Genomic DNA, 25646 nt, shown 5'->3' on the forward strand with positions numbered 1-25646 from the left:
ACCACTGGAATGGAGTAAATTACTCCATTTTTTTAATATATTTTTTTAAAAATTTCCTTCTCCCTCCTCACCACTTGTTGTAATTTTCATATTCTGTATTACATCCAAACAGGGCGAATGCCCATGTTCCATGGATAGTAGAGAGGAGGAAAATGTATGATTGTCGAGCTTACTACTCTTCATTGGATATATGTGTTCTTTATTGCACTTATTATCGGGGTTATGATCATGAGACGCGATACGACAATTGTTTGTATTGCCGGGATATTCTTAATTGCCATAACGGCCACCGGGAGTTTAAGTCATGCCATTAGCAGTATCTTCAATAGTTTTAGCTACGCCATTACTGAGTTATTGTCTACTATTCTCGTGATTTCCATCATCGTCGCCATGAGCAACACGTTAACAACAACCGGGATAAATGATGTCATGATTTCCCCTTTTCGAAAATTAATCCGCAACCCAACACTTGCCTATTGGACGATAGGTATTCTAATGATGGTCATTTCCTGGTTCTTCTGGCCATCACCCGCTGTAGCTTTACTAGGAGCTGTCCTACTACCAGTGGCGATTAGAGCAGGACTTCCAGCGCTTGGCGTTGCGATGGCGATGAACTTATTCGGACATGGGATTGCCTTATCGGGAGACTTTGTGATTCAGGCAGCACCAAAACTGACGGCTGATGCTGCCGGACTTCCAATCCAAGACGTTATTAATGCCAGTATCCCCTTAGTATTTATTATGGGAATTGTGACAACCGTAACTGCCTTTTACTTTTTAAAAAGGGATATGAAGCGGGGCGTTCTGAAAACAACACCGGCAGTTGAATCGAAGTCACCGACAGAAGTTTCCAACCAGCCGGACCTTTTATCCACCGTCCAAAAACGATTCTTCGCTATCCTCGTTCCTTTATTATTTGCAGCTGACGTGGCAGCCATGTCGATCCTCGATTTAGCTGGCGGAGATGCAACTGCATTAATCGGCGGAACCTCGATCCTAATTCTTTTATTGATCACATTGACAAGTCACAAAAACAAGGGACTTGAAAAAACAACTCAATATTTAATTGAAGGATTCACCTTCGGATTTAAAGTATTTGGGCCCGTCATTCCAATCGCTGCTTTTTTCTATTTAGGTGATTCCGGATTCGGAAAAATTATTGGTGACTATTTACCAAAAGCATCGCAAGGAATCGTCAATGATTTAGGTGTTGCCCTTGCAGGTGTGGTTCCTTTAAGTAAAGCTGTTGGAGCTGTTACTTTGACAACGGTTGGCGCTATTACCGGACTAGATGGTTCCGGTTTCTCGGGAATATTCCTTGCCGGATCGATTGCCAGTTTATTTGCTGTCGCAATTGGCAAAGGTGCTGCCACTCTGACAGCACTTGGGCAAATAGCAGCTATTTGGGTAGGCGGCGGTACACTTATCCCTTGGGCGTTAATTCCGGCAGCCGCCATCTGTAACGTCGACCCATTCGAACTCGCTAGACGAAACCTTGTGCCGGTCATGATTGGCCTCATTGTAACCACAATTGCGGCAATGTTTTTAATATAATTTTTAAAGCGGCTGACTTTGTCGGCCTTTTTTTAGCAGATAGGAAAGTATAACTTTCGCATCAGGCATAAGTGCAACTACGCCTAAATGAACCGCCTAACGGCTCGCCAATCGGCGAGTTTTCTAATGTCTTAATTGGAGAAAAGTGTTAAAATAGTTTGAAAATACTATAAAACAATTGGAGGGATTATTAATGCTAGACAAGTTGTTTTCTAAATTAGAAGATTCCTATGAAGATATGGTCGCGATTCGCAGATATCTGCACCAGCATCCGGAATTATCATTTAAGGAAGATGAAACGGCAAAATATATTCAAGCCTTTTACAAAAAGCTGAATATAGAGGTAAAAGGCAATGTAGGCGGCAATGGCGTTGTTGCAAGGGTGTATGGCAGTAAGCCGGGTAAAACAGTTGCATTGCGGGCTGACTTTGACGCATTGCCCATCCAAGATGAAAAGGATGTTCCCTACAAATCATTAGTGCCCGGCGTTATGCATGCCTGTGGACATGACGGCCATACTGCAACACTTCTGCTGCTCGCTAAAGCATTAAATGAACTTAAAGACGAGCTTGAAGGAACATACGTTTTTATTCATCAACACGCGGAAGAATATGCACCAGGCGGGGCGAAACCAATGATTGAGGACGGCTGTTTAGATGGAGTCGATGTCATTTTCGGCACTCATTTATGGGCCGGAGAACCGACTGGGACAATCCAATATCGGACAGGGCCAATTATGGCGGCGGCCGATCGCTTTGAAATTGAAATTCAAGGCCAAGGCGGACATGGGGCCCAGCCTCATAAAACGAAAGATGCGATTGTAACCGCCTCACAGCTTGTTGTAAATATTCAGCAAATTGTCAGCCGCAGAGTCAATCCTGTGGAATCTGCCGTTGTTACGGTCGCATCCTTTATGGCGGAAAATGCCTTCAATGTCATTGCAGATAAAGCTAAGCTTGTTGGGACGGTTAGGACCTTTAATGAAGAGGTTCGAACATTCATTGAGGAGGAAATCGAACGTGTCATCCATGGCACATGTTATGCGACCAACTGTAGCTATAGCTATGATTTTGTCAGAGGATACCCAGCAGTTGTTAATCATCCAAAAGAAACTGAGTTTTTAATCGCCTGCGCAGAAGATGTTGCTGAGGTGAAAACAATCGAGGAAACTGAGCCGCAAATGGGCGGCGAGGATTTTGCCTATTATTTAGAAAAGGTTCCTGGAACATTCTTTTTCACTGGTGCCAAACCGCTTGGGGACGCCGGAGGATATCCACATCACCATCCCAAATTTGATATCGATGAAAACGCGATGTTAATTGCTGCAAAAACACTGGGAACAGCAGCAATTAAAATTCACGGAAATGAATAATATTTGATCCCCTGACACTCATAGTTCAGGGGATTTTTGCAGCAGCCTCAGGCGATAGGCGTTCATTGCAGTTTCACCTAACTGCTTTAAAAGATTATTATTGGCATAGGCACCGACAATCGCACCAATACCCGGGACAAGCTGGAATAACTTCGCAAGGTCAATATAATCTCGATATTCCTGCTGAAACTTTCGCCAATCCATTTCAACCAGGTCATGTTTGCGGCTTTCCCAATTTTCAATATCGGATAATGTAGTTCTGCGAATTTCATTACTTGAAAACGCAAGCTGAAATACTTGGAGAATAAATAACCTTTCTTCATATTCTTTTGTATTAAAACCATAAACGGAAGCTGCTTCAAACAGAAATTTCATCTTAATGGTGAGTAATAAGGGAAAGTCCGCGAGACCAAGTAGTATTCCTCCCGCGCCGGTTCCCGCACCCTCTACCACTGCTGTCTTCTGGTAGGCAGCAATTTTCCTGGGTGCCAATTCATCTCTTTCAGCAAGTGTTAACCCGCGTGCCTGATCTTTGATTGTTGTTGCCTGCGAACCAAATAAGGTGGCTTTTACCATTGCCTTTATGCTCTCCGTCATTACCTCATGAACCTTCTCGGGAATCCAGCCATTTATTTTCCCTTGGGCTTTTTTCGATAATCGATTCATCATTCCTGAGCGTCTCATTAATTTCCGTTTCCATTCTTCTACTTCTTCGTAAACCTTTAATTCATATTCGTTCATGTAATTCCGCACCCTTCTCCGCTAACTTAACCTACATTACGACGGCATCCGCACAAAAGTTTCAAAAAAAATCTCCCTTCATTGCGAAAGGAGATTTCCAACTATACTTTCAACCGTTTTTTACTGTATAGATAAACGAATAAAAAACGAAACACAGCACCTGCCAATAATACTAACAGTGCAATCAATATTTCACCTTTAATTAGGATAAATAAAGCAAAAATTGCCGTTTGAACTAATAAAATGACCATCATTAGCTTATGGAAAGCTGCAAGTTTACTTTTTGGTGCAACTGGATATAAGTCAACCCAAAGCTTGTTTTGATGATGATTCCAAAGGGGCAGCAGTTGAAACCCGGTTAAATATAAAAATAAAACGCTAAGCAGCAGTTGCCCCAAGCCAAAAGAAATAAAATAGATACCAAGTGCGCCAATGACCGTTAAGCGGATAAAAAGCCCCAAATAATCCGATGAGCGCAAAAATGCCCGTGAAAACAAATAAAGAAAGGTCTTGTCCTCTGCAAAAGCGATTCGATTAATAAAAATGTCGAGCCATTTTCTCCTTTTAACGGTAGCTTTTAACTGCGGCACATCGGTAAACATATTGGCGAGGCGGTAAAAGGAAGCCATTCGCTTCTCTTCTCCGTCAATTAATTTATCCCATTTGAGCCCCATATTTCTTGTTCGAACAAAAAATGAACGATAATAAAACGCCATGACCACAACCATCAGCAACAGGAATAGCAGGTTTGCTTGTTTTAATAACAAATACGTAAAAACTGCATTTAAAAAATAACGGACAACCATGTCCCATCTATTTACAGAAGGCTGGACGAAATAGTGGATTCTCCAATCAACGGCCATATTCCAGGCTTTAACAATTAACAAAGCAGCCAGGAATGGGACAAATAAACGAAAGCCTGTGCTGTTAATATGGGCATACATCGGCATAAGTACTGCTAGAACCATTAAGAGAATATACCCTTGAAATGCCAGACTTATTACCCCGGAACGCAGGAAGTATCCCTTTAATTTATTTTCCAGCGGGATTAAAAATACCTGATCCGCTTCAAGGAGAAAATTATAAACAGGACTGTACGTCAACAATAATCCGATAAGAATTGCGATAATGAGTTCGGCAGGGAATCCAGCTGGGAGTGTTACAATCCATTTTTGATAATAAAACGCACCTGTTCCAACCAGGAACAACAACACAATCACAAGATGGCCATTAAATATGTATCGTAAATATCTTCCTAAATCTTTAACGCGGCCGCCAGCCCGCTCCTTCCAAAGCTTTTTATCATCAAACATAATTTTCTTCCTTCGTCAATTGAATATACAAATCATCTAAAGATGCTGAAGGCATGGTGAATTGCTCCCTTAGCTCTTCCAAAGTCCCTTTGGCACGAATCTTTCCTTCATGCAGGATGATAAAACGGTCACAATACTTTTCCGCTGTTGCCAGAATATGCGTCGACATTAAGATACCAGCACGGTTTTCTTTCATTTTTTTCATCAAATCAAGCAGTGATTGAATACCAAGCGGATCCAGGCCAACAAATGGTTCATCAACAATATAAAGTGATGGCTGGACGAGGAAGGCACACATGATCATCACCTTTTGTTTCATCCCTTTGGAGAAATGAGCCGGAAACCATTTTAATCGTTTTTCCATACGAAATTCTGACAGCAGCTTAGGAACGCGTTCCTTATAAGTGGGCTCATCTAAACCGTAAGCCATGGCGGTAAGCCGCAAATGCTCTTCCAGTGTTAGTTCTTCATATAAAACTGGTGTTTCCGGAACGAAGGTGAACATCCGTCGATAAGCTTCTTTGTCTTCAGTAAAGGTTTTTCCCTTTATTTTAATTGCCCCTTGGTGCGGCTCCATTAAGCCGATAATATGTTTGATAGTTGTACTTTTCCCAGCCCCATTCAAGCCTATAAGTCCGACCAGCTCCCCCTCCTGAACCTCAAAGGAAACATCCTTTAACACAGGGTTTCTTGTATATCCACCCACAAGATTTTCGATTGATAATAAAGACATTGGCAACGTCCTTCCGTATAACATGATTATTGTTTATTTTACCAAAATACAACTAATAAAAATAGGGATTCACTTTTTCGTTATATTTTTGTATATTTCTTTTGCTGTCGGACATCATAATATTCGAAGGGGAAACAACTGACTAAGATGAAGAAATTCATCAAAACTTGAAATGAGGTGTCTGTTAAAGACAATAACATTTCAAACAAGTGAGCTTCCAATCGTTTCAAATAAGGGGATGGTTGTTTTGTACACTGTGCATCAAAACCATTTTGAGTTCAACACCAAACTGTTTATCGTAAAAAAATAAACGGCAAATGAGGTGTTTACCGCAGATCGCGACCCGTTTTTAAAGGTTAGGAAAACCAATAAAAACAAATAGGGGATGGTCAGCTTGAACAATGATGTCTCTTTATAAAAAAACACTCTACGAAAATGAGGTGTTTATCAAAGAACACTCCTAATTGAACGTTCCTTTGAAGCAATTCCCCTTCGAGAGGGCAGGATTCCATGCGGATCCTGCCTTTTTCTTTTTTATCTCCTGTGGTAAAATAATACAAACGATTTGAAGGGGCTGTGTTATTCATGAGCGATTGTATTTTTTGTAAAATTGTTAACGGGGAAATACCAGCGGCAAAGGTATTTGAAAATGAGCATGTCATGGCTTTTTTAGATATTAGTCAGGTGACAAAAGGACATACTCTCGTCATTCCGAAGGTACATAAAGAGAATTTATTTGAATTAACTCCTGAAATGGCGAGAAATCTATTTGAAGTGGTTCCTGCAATTGCTAACGCATTAAAAAGAGAATTTGAACCGATTGGCTTAAACACCATCAATAATAACGGAGAACATGCGGGGCAATCCGTCTTTCATTACCATATGCATTTGATACCGCGCTATGGAAAAGGGGATGGTTTCGGGGCAGTTTGGAAAAACAATCAAAGTGATTATTCAGCACAAATCTTACAGGAAATGGCTGCTGCTATTAATAATCAACTATAATTCTCGGGGTAAGACAATTATCTGAAAATTATATCTTTATTAATATAATATTAATATGTTATAATGATGGTAAGTTTTTCGCCGCAGGCAATGAGTGCACTGCGGGAGGAACAAACATTGCTTAGAAGAGCAGAGGAGAGATGAGAAATGAATACGAAAAACCTTGTAATTTTAGCACTTTTAGCCGGGATTGGGGTAGTCTTGCACACTGTAACACCAAACTTTTTTGGTATTAAGCCAGACATGATGCTGGCGATGATGTTTTTAGGGATTATTCTTGTTCCAGAGATCAAAAGTGTCCTGCTTCTGTCCATTGTGACCGGAATATTATCTGCATTAACAACCGGATTCCCTGGCGGACAAATTCCTAATATCATTGATAAGCCTGTTACCGCGTTACTATTTTTCGGTTTGTTTTTGGCTTTAAAAAAATACCGTAACTCAATTGTTAGTGTTGGTGTATTGTCAGCTTTAGGAACATTAGTTTCAGGCTCGGTGTTTTTAGCATCTGCCTATTTCATTGTAGGTTTGCCAAAAACTTTTGCCGTACTATTTGCAGCCGGTGTGTTACCAGCCATTGCACTCAATACCGTAATAATGGTTATTTTGTATCCAATCGCACAATCCATCTTTAAGAGAACGAAATTAACTTCAGCTTCCGTCATTCAAAAATAATGCAACTGATCATTATTAAGAAAAGAACCCTCTTGGGTTCTTTTCTTAAATTCAAATCTCTATAAAAAATAGGACAGCATAAAAGCAGCCAGCAAGAAGATTCCTCCGCCACCCGCTAATGCTGCTGCTCGTTTCTTTAAGACTTGTTTAGGTGGATAAACACCAGGTCTTTTTAAATCCAAAATATATTTACATGTTCCCAAAAACAGAACAATACTTAAGATAAAAAACATCACAGCGATACTCTTCATTTTTTATCCCCCTACCTGTATTAGAAATTTCTAACAACTGTTGTAACTATTTATATGTTTCACCGTCCATTCCTATGAACAAGGTATCTCCTCAAAAATATAGAGGTGTGGACAATTTAACAGCTAAAGTTTCTGAAAATTTAAATTCCAACATAATTTTTCTCAATTTCTAAAGATTTTGTGAATTTATATCTTTATTAATTTTTATTTTATTGGCATAATGATAATAGAGAAATATAAAAGTAGGTGAAAATAGGGATGACGGAGAAACAATATTCAATGAAGGAAGCGCTTCTCTTTAGTCAAAGAATTGCGCAATTAAGTAAAGCCTTATGGAAATCAATTGAGAAAGACTGGCAGCAATGGATTAAACCCTTTGACTTAAATATTAATGAGCATCATATCCTTTGGATTGCCTACCATTTAAATGGCGCTTCCATATCTGATGTTGCCAAGTTCGGGGTTATGCATGTCTCAACAGCTTTTAATTTTTCAAAAAAGTTAGAAGAAAGAGGCTTGTTGAAATTTTCGAAGAAAGAGAATGACAAACGAAATACGTACATTAAGCTCACTGATCAGGGGGAAGAGATTTTACTTCAACTATTGGAAACCTATGAACCGGATGGAAATGCAGCATTTTCGGGCGCTTTGCCGCTGCGAGATTTGTATGGTAAATTTCCGGATATTATTGAAATGATGGCGATTGTCCGCAACATTTATGGTGACGATTTTATGGGCATTTTCGAGCGATCTTTCCATAATATTGAAAATGAGTTAGTTGAAGAAAACGGTAAACTAAAAAAGGCTGTAAAAACAGAACAAGAACTTGCTTAAGAATTCTTTATAAGTATTTTCCTAACTCCTGAAACAAAGGCTTATAGAGATTTTGAGCGAGGCATGTATTTATTACTTCTTTCATAGACAATTTTGCTGGTAAAGATGCTGATAATTCATCGAAAAGCGGTTGAAAGTAGACATACCCCTCCGCTTTTTGTTCTTCTAATTTCATGCTCAATTCGTCACATAAATAATAAAACTTTTCTTCTTCCTGCTCAGTTATCCCGTTTTCAATCATTAATTGATAAAATTTAAGCTCAGGGTTTTTTAGCAGCTTTATTAACAGCTTCTGATGATATTCAAGAAGATTAATTCTTTCCAATAGCATTTCATGTTCATTCATACACTAGCCCTCTTTTCAAACCGATACAATACACTAAGTTCATTATTAACCTTTTAAAGGCTTGGGTAAACCTTTTTTTGAATATCTAAAAAATAATCATTTAAATAAACTCTATATTCTTCCATTCTTTATAACTATCTTTTTTTCGTAATATTTGATATTGTATAAAGAATAATACGAACAACAGGGAGGGAATCATAGATGATCTCCGTATTTATTGTCTTTGCCATTTTTATCTTGTTTTATGTAAATAAAATGACCAATTCTCTTTGTATTCAAAAGGAAATCCCGGAAGAAAACCAACATAAGGTGTTTCGCACCATTAATGTTCTTATCACAATCTTACTAATCTCTTCCTACCTGGAAATTTTATATACATAATCCAATTATTAAGGTAAGACTGAATAGTTGGTTTTATGCCTATAGCAAACAATCCGCTAAAAAATCGAAGCGATGAGGTATGCCTCATCGCTTTTCGTTTGTGTTACAAACTGTTGCGAAAATTTAATAAACTAACACTGCTTATATTTTTGCAGTGGTTCCCATTTATGTTATAGTAAACATTGTGGACAAATTAACTCACAAGAAATTTACTATTTAGGAGAGATTCATCATGAAGAAATGGATATTAGCCCTCACATTAGCTGGCGGCGTTCTTACATTAGGCGCTTGTGGTCAAAGCGGTTCTACTACAGTTGCAGAAAGCAAGGCAGGAAATGTTACACAAGATGAGCTTTACAAGACGATGAAGGAGAAGTACGGAGACCAAGCCCTTCAACAGCTTGTATTTGAAAAAGTTCTTTCCAAGAAATACAAAGTAACGGATAAAGAACTAAATGAAAAAATTGATCAATTAAAAGCTGACCTAGGAGCAAATTTTGAAGCTACCCTTGCCCAATATGGCTATAAGAGCGAAGATGATTTAAAGAAAACGATGAAGCTTGGCATGATGCAAGAACAAGCGGCACTCAAAGACGTTAAGGTAACTGAAAAAGAATTAAAGGATTATTACGATACATATCCTGATATAAAGGCTCGCCATATACTTGTTAAGGATGAAGCTACAGCAAATGAAGTAAAGAAAAAGCTAGATGGCGGCGCTAAATTTGACGAAGTAGCAAAGGAATATTCAACAGATACAGGTTCCGCACAAAATGGCGGTGACTTAGGCTGGTTTGGTCCTAAAGCAATGGTTCCTGAATTTGAGAAGGCAGCATATGCTCTTAAGGTTAATGAAATTAGTGCACCAGTTAAGACAGAACATGGATATCATATTATCCAAGTAACAGAAAAGAAAGAGAAAAAGCCATTTGCAGAAATGAAGAAAGAGCTTGAAAAGGAAGTTAAATCAAAGAAATTAACAAACGAAGACATTAATAAAGCAATGCAGCGTGAACTTAAAGACGCAAACGTAAAAGTAAGCGACAAAGACTTAAAAGACGCGCTTAAGCCACAACCATCAGCACAACAATAATGTAAAAGGAGAGACTCTGGGCATGAGTCCCTCCTTTTTTTATTCTTCTCCTTCCCGGCGCATTTCCTTTTCTTGCTCCAAGCGTTTAATATAGATTTCCCCTTCTTGTTCAATGTTTTCAAGCTCTAACTGCCGCTCTTCTCTGCCTGTTTTGATTGCCATTAGTGCACTTACAGCAATTCCAACCACAACTGCATAAATCCAAATTGGTATAGTCAATTTCTCCTGCTCCCTTCAACAGTGGTTGTCCACTTTTTATTACAACTTATTCGGCTATCACAAAAATATTCTTTTCCGATAAAAAAAATAACCCATTTAGGGTTATTTATGAAAAACAGGCTTATAAAATGACCGGTTATCCAAGGCAAAAATTCGCTCGGAAAACTCACCAGGTTTCACTCTTTCTAATGCACGGTCAAGCATATTCATTTTTGCATCAAGGTTATCAATGTAATGAAGAATCTCTGCCTCCTTTATTAATGGTGGTTTCGGACTTCCCCATTCGGCCTTTCCATGGTGACTAAGGACAAGATGCTGGAGAATAAGTACCTCTTCCCCAGAAATGCCAAGGTCTTCAGCCGCTTTGCCGATTTCATTAATCATAATGGTAATATGTCCAAGCAAATTCCCTTCAATCGTATATACCGTTGAAATCGGTCCCGATAACTCCGTTACCTTACCCATATCATGTAAAATAACTCCGGCATATAGCAAGTCCTTATCAAGGCTAGGATATAAAGAAGCAATCGCCTTGGCCAAATCAAGCATGCTCACAACGTGATAAGCAAGCCCAGAAACAAATTCATGATGATTTTTAGTTGCTGCCGGGTATTCCAAAAAGGCCTTTTGATGCTTTTTGATTAAGTGGCGGGTAATCCTTTGGATGTTAGGATTCTTCATTTCAAAAATATACTGGGTTAGCTTACTGACCATTTCTTCCTGGCTTATTGGCGCAGTCTCAAGGAAATCGTCGAGCTTCACACCATCGGCAGGTCCAGTTCTCCGTATTTGGCGAATTTTCAACTGACTTTTCCCGCGGTAACTTTGCACATCCCCAACTATTTTGACAATATTCTGGGCTGCATAATTCTTTTCGTCTTCTTCACCCGCATCCCAGAGTTTCGCCTCAATTTCACCACTTTGATCTTGCAGAATTAACGTCAAAAACGGCTTTCCGTTACTCGCAGTCCCTTTTGTTGAACTTTTTATTAGAAGAAATAATTCAACCTGTGCTCCTATATCATAAGTTAAAATTCCTTTGCCCAACCTATTCACGCTCCTTCCCATAGTAAGAGTATAACATATCCAACTAACACTCTATGAAATTATCTGAACAGCACCTTTTTCTAATGAAAAAATATTTTCCTTCCGGAAAAGCTTGAGTAAGTGTGCATGACAAGTGAAAAATAAGATTTGATTCCGCTCCATCTTTTTAAGCAGTTCAATCACTTTTTGCGTTCTTTTCGCATCAAAATTGACAAAGCTATCATCGATAATAATTGGAAACTGATAGTTTTCATAAAGCGTGGCCGCCAATGCCAGACGGATTGATACATATAACTGTTCCGTCGTTGCTTGGCTTAGCTCATTCGCTTCAAATAGGGTACGGTCCTCGCGTTCAACCAAGAAACCAGGGCCTGTCTTTTGAAGGTGAATTCTTTGATAGCTGCCATTAGTAAGAAATGACATGTATTCTTCCGCTTTTGCAAGCATCCTTGGTAAATGGACACTTTTATATTTTTCAATCGTACTCGATAAGATATCCTGAGCTAAGCAATAAACCGACCACTCTTTCGCTGCTTCTTCTAATTCAAATTTTTTCTGCTTGTAGTGATGAAGGATATCTGAATAAACACCGCCATCTTCTAGTAGTTGAATTTCGTACTTAATTGATGCTTGTTCCTCCTGGAGCTTTTTTAATTTTGATTGTAAATATTGGGCTTCGTGATGGCATTCAGTTATTAATTGATCGCTATTATGAATGGACAAAAATGTTTCCCTAACCTGTTTGGAAAGTATCGAATACGCAAGCTGACTTTCGATGTTTTCAAGTCTTTCGAGAAGCTTAATTCGTTTTTCAGCTATTGCACCAAGTTCATAGAATTGCTGCTCAGTTTCTACCTTTGCAGCATTAACTAGCTTGTTATATTCTGACTGTAGATGGTCTCGCTCCTGTGACTTTTGTTTTAAATCTGCTTCAAGGTCGGTAAGCTTTGTCCGTCTCTCTTGACACTTTATTTGCTTTTCATGCTCTTCTTTAAGCTTGTTTCGCAATAAATATGCGGAATTTTGTAAATCTAACCCTCTTTCTAGTAAAAAGCGATTCTCATAGTGATTAAGATCTTCTACTAATTTGTTTTGTTGCTGGTTAATTTGCGCCAGTCTTGAAAGTAATTGCTTTTTCTCTCTGCAGGCTGATTTATATTGTTCAATCAGTTCAAAAGCCTCTAGCAAAAAGGTTGTAGCAAAATATTCTGGTATCTTTAATTCATTGCTTATGGATATCAGCTTTTCTTTATTTTGATCCGACTCCAATTCCCATTCTTCAAATTTTGCAATGATCTTTTCATATTGGGATTGCTGCTGTTTAAGCTTGATTTTTAAGATTTGCAGCTCTTCCCTCCGGTAATTATCGAGCTTTAATTGTTCCTCAATCTTTGTGATATCCTTATATTCAGCTGCATGGAGTTTTTCGATTAACTGCTTTTCCTTTTCCCTTAAATCATCTAGCGTTTGATTCATTTCCTCTTCTTTCGGCTGCTTCGAGCTTTTTGTCATAAAAATGGCAATGACAATAAAGCCCAAGGCTCCTAAAAATAAAACATCCCACTGCTTTGTTAGTATGCTGTATAATGTCAGCCCAACTAATATCAACCCGATGAGAAAAAACTGAACCCTCTTTTGCTTTTTAATGCTTGCCCTTGAGGCTTTATCCCGTTCATTTGCCAGTTGATAGAATTCAATTTTGTCTTGTAAGGCCTTTAATTCCCCTTCTAAACCCTTCTTATCATTTCCGTAACTTATTTCTTCCTCAAGCAGTAACCGATCCTGCTTAGCAAGAATTCGGCTCTCTGCCGCCCGAACCCCCTTTTCCATTTCTTCTAACAGGTTTTTTTCTTCAAGATAACGCTCTTCTAACTCTGCCTTTACTTCAACTAGTTTTTGTCTTTTCCTAACAGCCATTTCTACCTGACTTTTCATATAAATATTTGTATTAATTTCAAATATATCTTCTTCATTTAGTGGAAGATGAAGCTTCTCTTTTGTAACGGACAGTTTTTCTTCAAACTCTACTAGTTTTGTTTCGCATTGCTGCTTCTCAAGCTTCATTTGTTCATAAAGTGGAACTTGATCAAGTAATGTTACGATAGCGGGCTCGTTTTCAAGGAAATCTTCCTCAGGCTGAAGCGCAGCTAATTCTTTTTTCAAGTTTTCTATCCTTGTGGTGATGCTGATGATCTCGGCGTTATATGGATGGATAAGCTGATTTATTTTTTCGAGTCTTTCAATACCGCGCGCAGGGAACTCGAATTCTCCCAGCTCGTCAAGCTCTTTCCTTGTCCATTTTTCTTCTTTTACGATCGATTCTATTCTTTTCCATTCATTTAGTTTTTCGACCTTTTCCCCAATTACTTCAAGCTGTCTGTTTATCGCTATCATTTCCTGCTGGAGGCTTTCTCCTTTTTCAATCAGGTTTTCATATTCATTATTTTTTGCTGCTGCTCTTTTCAATTCTCCATTTAGTTCATGAAGGGCTTGTAATTTTTCATTCAATAGTGGTTTCTTTCCTGAGGGCTTGAAGCGGGAATCCAGCTCTTTCTGGAGGACTGTTTCGGTTTTTGACAACCGTTCTGTTCCTAATGTTCCCGCAGAAAACAGGAATTTACCAATATCTTCGCCTTTCATTTGATGGATGTTTTGCAGTCCATTTAAATTGAAGGAATAAATAGCCTGAAATAAGCTTTTATCAAAGTTCGCTACTAATTCCTTAAGCAGTTCCTCGCCGCCAATAATTCCATTGTCCATGACTACCTTAACATCGCCTGCCGCTTTCCCTTTAACACGCTCGATAACAGCGTAACCCCGCTCTTCATGATGAATTCTGATTTTGCCGCCATATTTGCTGCCATGTTTTGGCTCATAGCGGAGCTCAGATTGCTGTCTAGTTGGAAAACCGAATAATATGCCATGGATAAAGGCCATAATTGTGGACTTGCCAGCCTCGTTTTCGCCAAAGAAAACCTGAAAATCGGCAAGGTTCGTAATTTTAATATTCTCTAATTGGCCATAGCCGTATATGTGCATCTCAAGAATTTTCAATCAGCCTCTGCTCCATTCTATTAAGATTGAAAAAGTAATTCAATTAGCAATTTCTCTGCTTTTTCAATTAGCTCTTCCTGCTCTGTCACAAGTAAATGAGATAAATATTTTCTCCCAAGTTGGTGCTCATACAGGGGAGCCAAGCAGTTATCTATATCATCATAATGATCTATGGTTTCAAAAAGCTCCGCATAAAAATTTGCCTCCTTTTTCAATTGCTCTTTGTCAATTTGCTGACTTTCCGTGATGGTTAAATCCACTACCCATACAAATGACTCTTCCTCTTTTTCCTCTTCTAACAGGAGATCTAAAAGCTCACTATTCAAGCTTCTTTTTTCTTGGTCATCTTCCAATTGTATATTTTTCAATAAAAGTGTTAATAGTGTTCCTGTTTTGTCCCTTCTAAAGTGTGCAATGGTAGATTGACATAATTGAAGAACATCGTGAAAACTACTAGCTGAAGCGGCATCAACATCAACTTTTTCCCAAACGATATCTGACGTTTCTACAAAGTCTTTTTTTGCTTCAAGTTCAGTTAACGTGACATGATAAAACCCTTTACTGCCAGTTTCCTTCTTATTTCGACCTTGAATATTGCCTGGATAAATAATTGGAGGGGTTTCAGACAAGACTGCTCGTTTATGGATATGGCCTAAGGCCCAATAATCATAGTCTTTTTCCTGTAGGTCGCTAACAGAAAAGGGGGCATAGTTATCATGCTCCGTCCCCGAACTTTCATTGCCGTGAAGGATGCCAATATGAAAGTCAGCCCCTGAATTCTTCATATAATCATCTATTTTTCTAGCAAATACATGCCGAGTCGGATAGCTGAAGCCGTAAAGATGAACGATTTCGCCGCTCTTTGTCTGCAGGACCTTTGCTTCTACCTCACTTTGAAAAACATGAACATTCGGGGGCATTTCAAGATGGACCCATGAACCATTTAAATGATCGTGATTACCAAAGATGATATAAACGGGGATTTCCTTTTCTGCCAGCTTCAGCATTTCCGTCCGAAAGCGTGATTGTGCGCGTAAGCTGCGGTCCTCTCCATCGAATAAATCACCTGCTAAAATAACAAAGTCAACCTGTTGGTCGATTGCTGTCTCCGTAAGTTTTCTTAATGCGGTAAAGGTGCTTTCTTTCACTCTTGTAAAGATGCTTGTTGGCAAATGACTTAATCCGACCATCGGACTGTCCAAATGCAGGTCCGCTGCATGTACAAACGAAATTTTTTTCATAAAAAATTCCTTTCATCGTCTTTTCTCCATTGTAGCACTTCCGAAAAACGAATGCACGTTCTCTTTCCAAAATAATAAAGAGCCCCACTAAAAATAGTGAAGCCCATAAAGTATTTACTCGTTCTTTGTTAATTGCAATGCTTTTTTAATATCTTTAAAAGAGTTGGACTTCCCGTACATTAGGACACCGCCACGGTAAACTCGTGCGCCAAATACTGCTAAAGCAACAATGGTTGCTATAAGGATGGCAATCCCTAAAATTGCCTCCCAAGCAGGGAGTGTCAGCATGCCCACACGCAAAAACATTATCATTGGTGTGAAGAAAGGGATATACGAGGTGATGGTAATAAATGCTGCATCTGGTTTTCCAAGACCAAACATGGCAATCATAAATCCGCCAACCACAAGGAACGTCATCGGGGTAATCATTTGCTGCACATCTTCAATCCGACTGACAAGCGAGCCCAAAAAGGCCGCAAGTGTTGCATAAAGAAAATAGCCTAGAATAAAGAAAATCACCGCATAGACAATTGTTCCAATCGGAATATCGCTGAATCCATATACGCCAAAAAATCCTTCTTTTAATGTCTCTAAATTCCTTGTTAACGAGAAGTAACCTACGATTAGAAACGCAGCTAATTGGGTTAGACTTAAAAGCCCGATCCCAATTATTTTGGCAAACATTTGCTTAATCGGCGAGACACTCGAGATTAATATTTCCATTACCCGTGAAGACTTTTCCGTCGCCACTTCCATTGCAATCATCGTAGCGTACATAATGACAGAAAAATAAATGATAAACAGCAAAACATAGACAAGACCTCTAGCTTGATTAAGTTCTTCTTCCGTCTTTGCATTTTTCTCAAGGGCAAATTTCTCAAACAAAACCGGTTCATAAAGCTTTTGCAGCTGTGCAGGCGCCAAATTGATTTGAGAAGCTGCCAGCATCGTTTTCAATTGCTGTAACCCTGTTTGCAGGTCTGTAAACAGGGCGGAATCTGCGATACTCATGGCTTTAAAGGTTGCCTCCGGTAATTTCTCGTTATTATACCGTAATTGAATGACTCCTTTAAAATCGCCTTTTTCTACTGCTTTTTCCGCCTCTTTTTCACTGCCTTGGTAAAGTGTAAGATTAATATCTTTATTAATGGTGTTAACCTGCTTCTTAAAAGGCTCATAAAGCTGGCCTGATTCATCGAGTACGGCCACCTTGTCTTTCCCGCCATTTTTATCAAACATATCGATAATATTATTAATGTTTGTCAGAGCTAATACAATTACCACCGTAATAATGGTTGTGATAATAAACGATTTACTTTTCAGTTTATTTAAATAAGTATGAAACAAGATAATCCAGAAACTATTCATAAGAATTACCTACTTTCTCGATAAAAATATCATTTAAAGAAGGCTCTTCAAGGGAGAACTTTCTGATAAATCCTTTACCGACAATCTCTTTCAGGATCTTTTCGGCAATATCTTCTCCTTCAATCTGAAGTTGAATTCCTTCCATTGTCGTTTTCGCCTTGACTACACCAGGATAATTCTCCAATGATTCTAATGGGAAATCTGCATGGATGACTAGATTCTTTTTACCAAATGAACGCTTGATTTCCTTTAATCCGCCGTGCACAACCGGACTTCCTTTATGCATGATACAAAGATGTTCACACATTTCTTCCACATGGTGCATTTGGTGACTCGAAAACACGATGGTCGCTCCATTTTCTTTCAAGGCTAAGACAGCTTCCTTTAGCATTTCAACATTTACCGGGTCAAGTCCGCTAAATGGCTCATCAAGGATTAATAATTTTGGATTATGTACAACCGCTGCAATGAATTGGATTTTCTGTTGGTTCCCCTTTGATAGCTCTTCCACCTTTTTATTCTCATACTCCGGGATTTTAAAGCGCTCAAGCCAAGATTTCAATTCAATCAGTGCCTTGCTTTTCGGCATCCCTCTTAATCTCGCTAAATAGACGATTTGATCACGGACTTTTAGCTTCGGGTACAAGCCTCTTTCCTCGGGAAGATAGCCGACCAAATGGCTGGTGGAATAATTGATTGGCTTTCCGTCCCAGGTAATCTGTCCTCCGCTCGTATCAAGCAAGCCTAATATCATCCGAAATGTTGTCGTTTTCCCAGCACCATTTGCCCCTAAAAAGCCAAACATTTCTTTTTCAGGAATCTCTAACGATAAATCATCTACAGCGGTAAATTTCCCAAACCGTTTCGTGACATGTTCTAGTTTAAGAACCATTTCACACACTCCTCTCTTACTTTAATACGAATATAACATATTTAGGTTTCATTTTCTTTTTGCGCAATTGAACGAATTATGTGAAAATATTATAGTATTCTATTAAAAAGGGGATATTAAAATGAAAACGTATAAATTAACTGCCTTTGAAGAAAATGGTGAAAAGATTTTAGATGAAGCCTTTCAAGCTGAAAATGATGATTCTGCCAAGAAGCAAGGGGAACAACTATTATCAGAGAAAAACTTATTAGAGCGGACACACCGCTGCACTTCACCAAGTGGTAAACTGCTGCTATTTCATTCTTAATAAAACAACGAAGCCGATTGGCTTCGTTGTTTTATTTTCCGATGAATTTTGGTTTTCTTTTTTCGATGAATGCCTTGATGCCTTCTTGATGATCAAGGGTTTCCCGCATTTTTTGCTGACCGTATTTTTCTAACTCTAATATTTTTAGCAATTGTGGGCGGTTCTTTTCTGCCATTATTTTTTTCGTTTTAATCATTGCTTGTACTGGGCGGCTTAACCATTCCGTTATTCTAGCATCTAACGTCTCTTGAATACCATCTTCAGCTGATTCCTGAATAAGCCCCAGCTTTAGTGCTTCTTCGGCACCCATCATTTTTCCATCCCAGATAATTTGCTTTGCTTTTGTTTCACCAACTCTTTTTTCCAAAAAGAAATGGGCTCCACCATCAGGAATCAGACCGATGCCGATAAAATTCATTGCCAGTTTGCTTGTTTTCTCAGCAATGATATAGTCTGTTGCTAATGCTAAACTGAATCCCAATCCTGCCGCGGCACCTGATATGGCGCTGATTGTTAGTTTCGGAATGCTGTAAAGTGTAATAATCAATTCACTAATACAGTCCATCACTGGAAAGAAATCGCTCTCATCCATGTTTGAAAGCATCGTTTTAATATCCCCGCCTGCCGAAAAGGCTTTTCCTTTACCGCTTAACACAACAATATCAATATCGTCAGATTCACCAATTTCTTTTAGCTTACAGACAAGCCCCTTAATCATATCAGTATCCATTGCGTTTAAAGCTTCCGGTCTGTTCATCTCCACCGTTGCAACACGGCCAACTACTTTCAAATTCACCTTATCCGTAACAAAATTGATTGACACGACAAACTCCCCCCATTTTCTTCATTCAATCCCATTATATAATGGGATTGAATGGAATAAAAACACTTTTCCCAATATAATGAATTTTACCTCCCATTGAAATGGGGACAAAGGCTTAAAGCCCTTTGCCCCCATTTCCTAACCTTTTCTTAGTGCTTCTTTTTGCACTTGATCCCTTAATGTCATCTTCAGAAATTTCCCTACAGAAGTCTTTGGAATTTCATCAAGGAACAAGATATCATCTGGAATCCACCATTTGGCAAACTGTGGTTTTAAGAATTCTAACAGCTCTTCTTTCGTTGTTTTTCCTTTATAGGATTCCTTTAAAACGACGCAGGCGAAAGGACGCTCCTGCCATTGTTCATGAGGAACAGCAACAACTGCCGCTTCAAATACGGCGTCATGTGCCATTAATGCATTTTCTAAGTCAACCGAAGAAATCCATTCGCCGCCGCTCTTAATTAAATCTTTTGTCCGGTCAACTATTTTCACAAACCCTTCTTCGTCAATCGTGACAACATCGCCGGTATGGAGCCAGCCATCACGGAAGGCGTCTTCGGTTCTCTCGTCTTTATAATATTCGGAGGCAATCCATGGCCCTTTAATACACAATTCGCCCATTTCTTTGCCATCCCAGACAACTTCACCGTCTTTTCCTAAGATTTTGATTTCTAATCCCGGTACAAGGGTTCCTTGCTTTGCCCTCAATTCTAATCTTTCCTCGTAATCCAATTCTTCTTGGTAGCTTTTTAGAGTGGAAATGACCACGAGCGGACTGGTCTCCGTCATGCCATACGCATGCATGAATGGAATGTTATGACGTTGTTCAAATGCCTTAATCATCCCTTTCGGTGCTGCAGAGCCGCCGCATAATACCCCTCTTAAGCTGCTCAGGTCATAGGCGCCTTCATCAAGTTCCTTTAACAAGCCGAGCCAGATGGTCGGAACTCCAGCCGTTACGGTAACTCTTTCCTGCTCAATAAGCTCTGCAAGTAACTTTGGTGTAAAATAGGGCCCAGGCAGGACTAGAGAAGTTCCAAACCAGACGGCGGAAAATGGCATCCCCCATGCATTGGCATGGAACATCGGCACAACTGGAAGCGCAATATCTTTTTCGCTTAATGCGGCACTATCCGCAAGGCCAAGTGCCATGCTGTGGAGAACAATCCCGCGGTGGGAATAAACAACGCCCTTTGGATTTCCAGTGGTTGCCGATGTATAGCACATTCCCGCTGGATCGTTTTCATCCAAATCTTCCGGGTAGTGATAGTCCGGATTTGCATCAGCTAATAGTTTTTCATAATGATAGACTGGGGAGAGTGTTGTTTCTGGGAGATCCTTTTCATCTGTCATGATAATATATGCCTTTACTGACTTTAATTCAGCAGCACAGCTTTCGAGTAATGGCAGGATGTCTGAGTCAACAAGGAGTACCTTGTCCTCTGCATGATTAATAATGTAGGAAATATGCTGGGGTGATAATCGGATGTTTACTGTGTGCAGTACGGCACCCATACAAGGGATGGCAAAATAGGCTTCTAAGTGACGGTGATGATTCCACGCTAATGTTCCTACCCTATCGCCTTTTGCAACCCCTAATTTTGTTAGGCTGTCGGCTAGTCTTCTCGTTCTCTCAGCAATTTGTTTGTAAGTGAATCGCTGAATGCCGCTTGCCGTTCTCGATATTACCTGTTTCTTTGGAAAATACTTTTCAGCTCTTTCCATCATTTGAGTCATCGTTAAAGGTGTTTGCATCATAGCTATATTCCCCTCCATTAATGAAAGCATTTATTACCCCATTGAATTGTATGAGACAATCCATGTAATAATTCGATACCCCTCCGGAGAAATCCTTTATTAAGAACGAATTATATTAAAAAATCCTGCCATAATTCAGGCAGGAGAACTTTTTTCTGAGAATAACTCGTTTAATATTTGTATTTTTTCTTCAGTATAAGCTTCAAAGCTGTCATTATAGGTTTTCGGGTCCTTTGGATTGGCAAAGTGGGTAATTTTTCCGGTAACCGGATCAATAAACTTGCTGGCTGCCCCGCAGCCGAGACCGATAATTGTCTGCTGTTCTTCCATAATCATTATATTGTAGATGCTTTCTTGATTCGGCAGCGAGTAGCCGACATTCTCTAGGTTACCGAGAATGTTCTTTTGCCGATAAAGATAATATGGTACATAGCCATGGTCCGCCGTCCACACCTCTGCAAGCTCCATCATTTTTTCAACTTCATCCCGGTCCGCCACTTTGTATTTTTCCTTGTTCTTAGTCATTTCCGATGCGCGCTTGAATGATAAAGTATGAACGGTCAAGGATTCAGGCATCAGCTTTTCCGTTTCGACTAAGGAATGTGTAAATTCAGGAACACCCTCACCTGGCAAGCCAATAATTAAGTCCATATTAATATTGTTCATGCCGCTTGCTCGAGCCATGTGATACTTTTCAATCGTTTCGGTAACCGTATGGTGCCTGCCAATCGCTTTTAACGTTTCTTGCGTATACGATTGTGGATTAATACTGATCCGGTCGATATTCCACTTTTTCAAAATCTCTAATTTCTCTGGGGTAATCGTATCCGGACGTCCTGCCTCAACGGTAATTTCACGGATGTTTTCAACATCGGGAAACGACAAGTACATTTCTTCGTACAGCATATCCATCTCTTCTGCCGTTATGCTGGTCGGGGTTCCTCCACCATAATAGACCGTTGTAATCCGGACACCTTTTTCCTTCAGCCAGGCACCAATTTTCTTCATTTCATAATGAAGGCCTCCTAAGAAGGAATCCACCGAGCCCTGGCGCCCGTTAATTGCGTAAGCAGGAAAAGTACAATACGCACATTTTGTCGGACAAAACGGTATCCCAATATAAATACTGACTTCTTTTTGCAGGGAATATAGGTCAGGAACAACACTGAGCTGGCGGTCGACAATTTGCTGCATCAACTCAATCTTTTCATCAGTGATTAAATAATCAGCCTTTAATTGCTGATGGGCAACATCTAATGGAATACCTTCTTGGACTTTCCGGTGAAGCAATTTCGTCGGTCTAACCCCAGTAAGAATGCCCCACTTTTGCAAAATGCCTGTCAAATCCTGCAGGACGGTTAAATAAACATGGGCAACAGCATTTTTTATTTGTTTGAATCTTTCCTTTTCTGAACCGGTCGGGAGCATTTCCCTTTGATATTCAGCGGCAAATATTTTACCGAAGTTGTCCTTTAATTCAGCTGAAACAGAAATATTTTCCTGAACTTGTAAATGGAATTCTATCCGGATGTCCGCTTCTTCCAGATTTCCGGTTAAAATCTTTGATTCTTCAAAAAACAAATTAGCAATCAGCTGGAGCGGGCGATTAAATCTTTCATCCTCTAACCCTATTATCGAAATTCGCAATGATATCACCTTTCAATAGTAAACTTCCTTAAGTGTACCGAATTGCAATTACAAGGTCAATAAGATGGTATATTTTTACATTAAAATATCAACGGCTGCTGCAGCCGTTGATATCTTCAAATTTCATTTTTTAATGATATTCATCTTTCTTAAGAACTCAATTGGCTGTTGTTTACGGAAGTGTTCCTTTACCATATAGGCGACACCATGTTCATTTTCAGACCTGGTTACCCAATCCGAGGCTCTTTTCACCTCGTAATCAGCGTTCCACATCGAAACACCAAGACCTGCTGCTTCAATTAATGGAATATCATCGAGACCATCACCAATATAAACCATTTCACTCCTGCGAATTCCAAGCTGCTTCCCGAGGTAAGTCAATCCAGTTAACTTTGAAACACCAGCAGGGACAATATCCAAACGTAAGGAATCAAGCTCGATGATTTCAATCTCAGTAAACATTTTACCTAGAGCACTTTTTGCATCCTTTAAGTCATTCTTATCCTCAAAATAAACCTCAATTTTGGGAGGTGTCACCGGCTGGTCATGTAAATATTCACTTAGTGAAGAAACAAATTGCTGGGAATAGAAAGCTGGGTCTCCGGAAGTAAACACCGTTTTTGCTAACAAATGATTGTTTAGCTTTAACTTATTCGCTAATGAAAATTGTTCGTGAACTAAGCGGATTTGGCACGGAAATGCCTCTAAAAAACTAACTGTATCATAGGTAATATCTTCATTAATCCTTTTTACATAAATCGGCTTTTCCGCGGTACTAGCAATATAGGCTCCTTGATGAGTGACTAGCGGAGACTTTATTTTTAATGCCTTAGCGACTTTTTTTGCTGAAGGAAAGCTTCGCGATGTTACAAGCGTTACATAAATCCCTTTTTGCTGTACATATTCAATTGCTTCCTTTGCTGACTTATGGATTTTTCCATTTGTTTGAAGAAGCGTGCCATCAATATTTAACGCAAGCAAGCGATAAATCATTATGTTGCCCCCTGTTCTTGGTGAAATTACCCTTATATCACTTTTATGATTTTTCACTCATTTATAGAACAGAGGAGATGACCATACTATCGAAAAAAACCCCGGTTTGCACCGAGGTTTTAGCATGAGGTCTTACATTTGTCCATATAGGTCCTCTAATGGTTTCATAATGACTTTATTTAATTCACCAATAATCATGCTCATCCGTTGTTCAGCCTGCATGAGATGGGCAATTTTCGGATTCTGCTGCACGAGGGCTACTGTTGACTGTGCCTGTTGTATTTCTTGTTCAGAAATATCCTGACCCATCATTTGTTTTTGCTGCAGATTCATTTGAATTTGTCGGAATCCGTCAAACATTTGCTTTGAAGCCGGATCTGCATTCACTTCACTGTACGCCTGCTTTAAATGTGTATACTCATCACTTTGTCGGATTGCGGTTTCTAAGGCATAGGCGGAATCATATAAATTAACTGCCATTAGGTTCACTCCTTTTTTGGTAATTCTTCACAACTATAACAAACTATTCGTTTAAATGCGAGAATGTTCAAATCACCATCTAAAATATTTTCACATACGATACTATCAGCGAATGCCTATTTTTACAAAAATGAGGAGTGATTATGTCATTATCTTTAACGCCAATTAAGATTGTGCCCGGGAAACCAACAGATCGTAATAACTTCCTTGTACAAATGTCCAACCAATTGTTTATCCTTTTAAAAATAAAAGAAATCCGGGATTTGAACATTACGTTAGGGCAAAAAACAATCACTGCAACCGTAAAAACGGTCGATTTGGCTGCTAACGAGATTATTTTGCCGGAGAACATGATAATAGATTTTTGTCTGCCGCTTCAATGCTATAAGTTTCAGGCCATGTACCTGGCAGATGGCCATACCCTGAAGCTTGGACCAGTGGTCGGTTTACTTACAAATTTCACCTCAAAAAAACATGAAGAGCCTCACTTTCGTTCTATCCATACCTTTTGTGAGGAGCTTCATCACGGTTTAACGGAGCAGGGTGGTTTTTTTTACGTCTTTGCTTATGACCAATTTTTAAACGAAGCATATTACCTTGTGGACGGGAAATGGATTCCATTTGAGCTTCCCCTGCCTGATGTGATTTACAATCGCATCCATTCCAGAAGGCTTGAACAAAAGGAGTCCTATAAACAGTTCCGCACCCGGCTGGAACAACTTATGATTCCGATTTTTAATGACCGTTTTCTTTCAAAATGGGAAGTGTATGAGCAGTTAAGCAATGAGAGACAGCTCTCGGCTTATATTCCCGAAACAAAACTCTTCTCAAAGGAACATCTGAATGATTTTATCCAAAAATACGAAACTGTTTTTCTTAAACCAATTCATGGCAGTCAGGGCAGGAACATTATTAAAGTGAAAAAGGAAAGGGAAAACCACTACACTTTTCAATCCTCGATAACAAATCAGATTGATAACGTTGAGGAAGGAGGTACCCTGGACGAAATTTATCAGCTCGTTAAACCAATCCTTCATAATCAGATTTATATTATTCAGCAGGGCCTTGATTTAGTTACACATCAGGCTTGTGCCATGGATTTTAGGATTTTATGTCATAAGAGTCTCACTAACCATTGGAATATTACATCAACCGTCGCAAGAATTGCTGCTGATGGAGAGTTTGTTTCTAATATTGCTAGAGGCGGAACCATAACAAGACCGTTGATGGCATTAAGTAACTGTCTCGGCAGAACGAAATCTTTAGCCATACTCGAAATGATGAAGGAATTGGCGCTTGAAACGGCCTCGGTTATTAGCAGCCGCTCAGCAGGAATAACGGGAGAACTTGGCATCGATATCGGCGTCGACCATGATGGCAGGATTTGGATAATTGAGGTGAATTCCAAACCATCTAAAAACTTCGAGGATGATGTTGGAAAAATAAGACCGTCCGCAAAAGCGATCATCCAATTTTGTACCGAGCTTGGCTTTGAAACCAAGTCATTAAAGGAGTGACA

General features: G+C 39.4%; 25 protein-coding genes. 9 read left to right on the plus strand and 16 right to left on the minus strand.

Annotation, left to right across the window (positions count from 1 at the left end):
* Positions 1-156 precede the first annotated feature (156 nt).
* Complete coding sequence (locus tag ACIQCO_RS10735; RefSeq protein WP_400428344.1) at positions 157-1554, plus strand: hypothetical protein; 1398 nt, start codon at positions 157-159, stop codon at positions 1552-1554.
* Between the two features lie 193 nt (positions 1555-1747).
* Positions 1748-2926, plus strand: a complete 1179-nt coding sequence (locus ACIQCO_RS10740) for an amidohydrolase (protein ID WP_400428346.1) — start codon at positions 1748-1750, stop codon at positions 2924-2926.
* Positions 2927-2944: 18 nt separating this feature from the next.
* Here ACIQCO_RS10740 and ACIQCO_RS10745 read toward each other — a convergent pair whose 3' ends face one another.
* From ACIQCO_RS10745 to ACIQCO_RS10755, 3 genes are all read right to left on the minus strand, one after another.
* Entirely contained in the window at positions 2945-3667 is a 723-nt protein-coding gene (locus ACIQCO_RS10745) for an EcsC family protein (protein WP_400428348.1), read from the minus strand.
* A gap of 101 nt (positions 3668-3768) precedes the next feature.
* Positions 3769-4980, minus strand: a complete 1212-nt coding sequence (locus tag ACIQCO_RS10750; RefSeq protein ID WP_400428351.1) for an ABC transporter permease — start codon at positions 4978-4980, stop codon at positions 3769-3771.
* Positions 4973-5713 carry an ABC transporter ATP-binding protein gene (locus ACIQCO_RS10755; protein WP_400428354.1) on the minus strand — a complete coding sequence of 247 codons (741 nt, stop codon included), beginning with the start codon at positions 5711-5713 and terminating at the stop codon, positions 4973-4975. Before ACIQCO_RS10755 ends, ACIQCO_RS10750 begins: the two co-directional genes overlap by 8 nt.
* A gap of 585 nt (positions 5714-6298) precedes the next feature.
* On the opposite strand from ACIQCO_RS10755, the gene ACIQCO_RS10760 reads away from it, so the two are divergent.
* Together ACIQCO_RS10760 and ACIQCO_RS10765 are read left to right on the plus strand one after the other, a co-directional pair.
* Positions 6299-6718 carry an HIT family protein gene (locus ACIQCO_RS10760; RefSeq protein ID WP_400428357.1) on the plus strand — a complete coding sequence of 140 codons (420 nt, stop codon included), beginning with the start codon at positions 6299-6301 and terminating at the stop codon, positions 6716-6718.
* A gap of 147 nt (positions 6719-6865) precedes the next feature.
* A complete protein-coding gene (locus tag ACIQCO_RS10765) occupies positions 6866-7393 on the plus strand; it encodes a tryptophan transporter (protein ID WP_400428358.1) in 528 nt (175 codons plus the stop codon).
* Positions 7394-7452: 59 nt separating this feature from the next.
* Here ACIQCO_RS10765 and yhzF read toward each other — a convergent pair whose 3' ends face one another.
* Positions 7453-7644 carry a membrane protein YhzF gene (yhzF, locus tag ACIQCO_RS10770; protein WP_400428360.1) on the minus strand — a complete coding sequence of 64 codons (192 nt, stop codon included), beginning with the start codon at positions 7642-7644 and terminating at the stop codon, positions 7453-7455.
* A 258-nt stretch (positions 7645-7902) separates the two neighbouring features.
* Here yhzF and ACIQCO_RS10775 point away from each other — a divergent pair, with 258 nt between their 5' ends.
* Positions 7903-8478, plus strand: coding sequence for an HTH-type transcriptional regulator Hpr (locus tag ACIQCO_RS10775; protein WP_400428362.1), 576 nt, complete (start codon positions 7903-7905; stop codon positions 8476-8478).
* A 7-nt stretch (positions 8479-8485) separates the two neighbouring features.
* On the opposite strand, the gene ACIQCO_RS10780 is transcribed toward ACIQCO_RS10775, so the two are convergent.
* Positions 8486-8824 carry a DUF1878 family protein gene (locus ACIQCO_RS10780; RefSeq protein ID WP_400428364.1) on the minus strand — a complete coding sequence of 113 codons (339 nt, stop codon included), beginning with the start codon at positions 8822-8824 and terminating at the stop codon, positions 8486-8488.
* A gap of 201 nt (positions 8825-9025) precedes the next feature.
* Between ACIQCO_RS10780 and ACIQCO_RS10785 the strand changes: the two genes are divergently transcribed.
* Together ACIQCO_RS10785 and ACIQCO_RS10790 are read left to right on the plus strand one after the other, a co-directional pair.
* On the plus strand, positions 9026-9205 hold the full coding sequence (locus tag ACIQCO_RS10785; RefSeq protein ID WP_007084261.1) for a hypothetical protein: 180 nt from the start codon (positions 9026-9028) through the stop codon (positions 9203-9205).
* Between the two features lie 232 nt (positions 9206-9437).
* A complete protein-coding gene (locus tag ACIQCO_RS10790; RefSeq protein ID WP_400428366.1) occupies positions 9438-10298 on the plus strand; it encodes a peptidylprolyl isomerase in 861 nt (286 codons plus the stop codon).
* 39 nt (positions 10299-10337) lie between these two features.
* Here the strand turns inward: ACIQCO_RS10790 and ACIQCO_RS10795 are convergent, their stop codons facing one another.
* From ACIQCO_RS10795 to ACIQCO_RS10820, 6 genes are all read right to left on the minus strand, one after another.
* Complete coding sequence (locus ACIQCO_RS10795) at positions 10338-10517, minus strand: sporulation YhaL family protein (RefSeq protein ID WP_066084139.1); 180 nt, start codon at positions 10515-10517, stop codon at positions 10338-10340.
* Between the two features lie 102 nt (positions 10518-10619).
* Entirely contained in the window at positions 10620-11564 is a 945-nt protein-coding gene (gene yhaM, locus ACIQCO_RS10800) for a 3'-5' exoribonuclease YhaM (protein ID WP_400428369.1), read from the minus strand.
* A gap of 51 nt (positions 11565-11615) precedes the next feature.
* A complete protein-coding gene (locus tag ACIQCO_RS10805; RefSeq protein ID WP_400428370.1) occupies positions 11616-14618 on the minus strand; it encodes an AAA family ATPase in 3003 nt (1000 codons plus the stop codon).
* Positions 14619-14638: 20 nt separating this feature from the next.
* Entirely contained in the window at positions 14639-15859 is a 1221-nt protein-coding gene (locus ACIQCO_RS10810) for a metallophosphoesterase family protein (RefSeq protein WP_400428372.1), read from the minus strand.
* 114 nt (positions 15860-15973) lie between these two features.
* Entirely contained in the window at positions 15974-17227 is a 1254-nt protein-coding gene (locus tag ACIQCO_RS10815; RefSeq protein ID WP_400428373.1) for an ABC transporter permease, read from the minus strand.
* Positions 17220-18119 carry an ABC transporter ATP-binding protein gene (locus tag ACIQCO_RS10820; RefSeq protein WP_400428375.1) on the minus strand — a complete coding sequence of 300 codons (900 nt, stop codon included), beginning with the start codon at positions 18117-18119 and terminating at the stop codon, positions 17220-17222. The genes ACIQCO_RS10815 and ACIQCO_RS10820 overlap by 8 nt, the downstream gene beginning before the upstream one ends.
* Positions 18120-18240: 121 nt before the next feature.
* On the opposite strand from ACIQCO_RS10820, the gene ACIQCO_RS10825 reads away from it, so the two are divergent.
* On the plus strand, positions 18241-18426 hold the full coding sequence (locus ACIQCO_RS10825; RefSeq protein ID WP_400428377.1) for a YhzD family protein: 186 nt from the start codon (positions 18241-18243) through the stop codon (positions 18424-18426).
* A gap of 31 nt (positions 18427-18457) precedes the next feature.
* Here ACIQCO_RS10825 and ACIQCO_RS10830 read toward each other — a convergent pair whose 3' ends face one another.
* The 5 genes from ACIQCO_RS10830 to ACIQCO_RS10850 all read right to left on the minus strand — a co-directional run bounded on the left by ACIQCO_RS10830 (position 18458) and on the right by ACIQCO_RS10850 (position 24127).
* Positions 18458-19249 (minus strand): enoyl-CoA hydratase, encoded by a 792-nt coding sequence (locus ACIQCO_RS10830; protein ID WP_400428379.1) that lies wholly within the window; start codon positions 19247-19249, stop codon positions 18458-18460.
* A gap of 138 nt (positions 19250-19387) precedes the next feature.
* On the minus strand, positions 19388-21007 hold the full coding sequence (locus tag ACIQCO_RS10835) for a long-chain fatty acid--CoA ligase (RefSeq protein ID WP_400428381.1): 1620 nt from the start codon (positions 21005-21007) through the stop codon (positions 19388-19390).
* Between the two features lie 135 nt (positions 21008-21142).
* Complete coding sequence (locus tag ACIQCO_RS10840; protein ID WP_400428383.1) at positions 21143-22654, minus strand: coproporphyrinogen III oxidase; 1512 nt, start codon at positions 22652-22654, stop codon at positions 21143-21145.
* Positions 22655-22777: 123 nt separating this feature from the next.
* Positions 22778-23647 (minus strand): Cof-type HAD-IIB family hydrolase, encoded by an 870-nt coding sequence (locus tag ACIQCO_RS10845; RefSeq protein WP_400428384.1) that lies wholly within the window; start codon positions 23645-23647, stop codon positions 22778-22780.
* A 132-nt stretch (positions 23648-23779) separates the two neighbouring features.
* Positions 23780-24127 (minus strand): YlbF/YmcA family competence regulator, encoded by a 348-nt coding sequence (locus ACIQCO_RS10850; RefSeq protein WP_400428386.1) that lies wholly within the window; start codon positions 24125-24127, stop codon positions 23780-23782.
* A 143-nt stretch (positions 24128-24270) separates the two neighbouring features.
* Here ACIQCO_RS10850 and ACIQCO_RS10855 point away from each other — a divergent pair, with 143 nt between their 5' ends.
* Complete coding sequence (locus tag ACIQCO_RS10855; RefSeq protein WP_400428388.1) at positions 24271-25644, plus strand: YheC/YheD family endospore coat-associated protein; 1374 nt, start codon at positions 24271-24273, stop codon at positions 25642-25644.
* Positions 25645-25646 lie beyond the last annotated feature (2 nt).

This window comes from Neobacillus sp. NPDC093127, from assembly GCF_044754175.1.
Classification (GTDB): Bacteria; Bacillota; Bacilli; order Bacillales; family Cytobacillaceae; genus Neobacillus.

Coding starts and splice junctions, on each gene's coding strand:
- ACIQCO_RS10835 (WP_400428381.1), bottom strand. CDS start 21,007: ATGATGCAAACACCTTTAACGATGACTCAAATGATGGAAAGAGCTGAA.
- ACIQCO_RS10820 (WP_400428375.1), bottom strand. CDS start 18,119: ATGGTTCTTAAACTAGAACATGTCACGAAACGGTTTGGGAAATTTACC.
- ACIQCO_RS10775 (WP_400428362.1), top strand. CDS start 7,903: ATGACGGAGAAACAATATTCAATGAAGGAAGCGCTTCTCTTTAGTCAA.
- ACIQCO_RS10785 (WP_007084261.1), top strand. CDS start 9,026: ATGATCTCCGTATTTATTGTCTTTGCCATTTTTATCTTGTTTTATGTA.
- ACIQCO_RS10760 (WP_400428357.1), top strand. CDS start 6,299: ATGAGCGATTGTATTTTTTGTAAAATTGTTAACGGGGAAATACCAGCG.
- ACIQCO_RS10755 (WP_400428354.1), bottom strand. CDS start 5,713: ATGTCTTTATTATCAATCGAAAATCTTGTGGGTGGATATACAAGAAAC.
- yhzF (WP_400428360.1), bottom strand. CDS start 7,644: ATGAAGAGTATCGCTGTGATGTTTTTTATCTTAAGTATTGTTCTGTTT.
- ACIQCO_RS10780 (WP_400428364.1), bottom strand. CDS start 8,824: ATGAATGAACATGAAATGCTATTGGAAAGAATTAATCTTCTTGAATAT.
- ACIQCO_RS10735 (WP_400428344.1), top strand. CDS start 157: ATGATTGTCGAGCTTACTACTCTTCATTGGATATATGTGTTCTTTATT.
- ACIQCO_RS10855 (WP_400428388.1), top strand. CDS start 24,271: ATGTCATTATCTTTAACGCCAATTAAGATTGTGCCCGGGAAACCAACA.
- ACIQCO_RS10825 (WP_400428377.1), top strand. CDS start 18,241: ATGAAAACGTATAAATTAACTGCCTTTGAAGAAAATGGTGAAAAGATT.
- ACIQCO_RS10750 (WP_400428351.1), bottom strand. CDS start 4,980: ATGTTTGATGATAAAAAGCTTTGGAAGGAGCGGGCTGGCGGCCGCGTT.
- ACIQCO_RS10845 (WP_400428384.1), bottom strand. CDS start 23,647: ATGATTTATCGCTTGCTTGCGTTAAATATTGATGGCACGCTTCTTCAA.
- ACIQCO_RS10810 (WP_400428372.1), bottom strand. CDS start 15,859: ATGAAAAAAATTTCGTTTGTACATGCAGCGGACCTGCATTTGGACAGT.
- ACIQCO_RS10815 (WP_400428373.1), bottom strand. CDS start 17,227: ATGAATAGTTTCTGGATTATCTTGTTTCATACTTATTTAAATAAACTG.
- ACIQCO_RS10850 (WP_400428386.1), bottom strand. CDS start 24,127: ATGGCAGTTAATTTATATGATTCCGCCTATGCCTTAGAAACCGCAATC.
- ACIQCO_RS10740 (WP_400428346.1), top strand. CDS start 1,748: ATGCTAGACAAGTTGTTTTCTAAATTAGAAGATTCCTATGAAGATATG.
- ACIQCO_RS10790 (WP_400428366.1), top strand. CDS start 9,438: ATGAAGAAATGGATATTAGCCCTCACATTAGCTGGCGGCGTTCTTACA.
- ACIQCO_RS10745 (WP_400428348.1), bottom strand. CDS start 3,667: ATGAACGAATATGAATTAAAGGTTTACGAAGAAGTAGAAGAATGGAAA.
- ACIQCO_RS10765 (WP_400428358.1), top strand. CDS start 6,866: ATGAATACGAAAAACCTTGTAATTTTAGCACTTTTAGCCGGGATTGGG.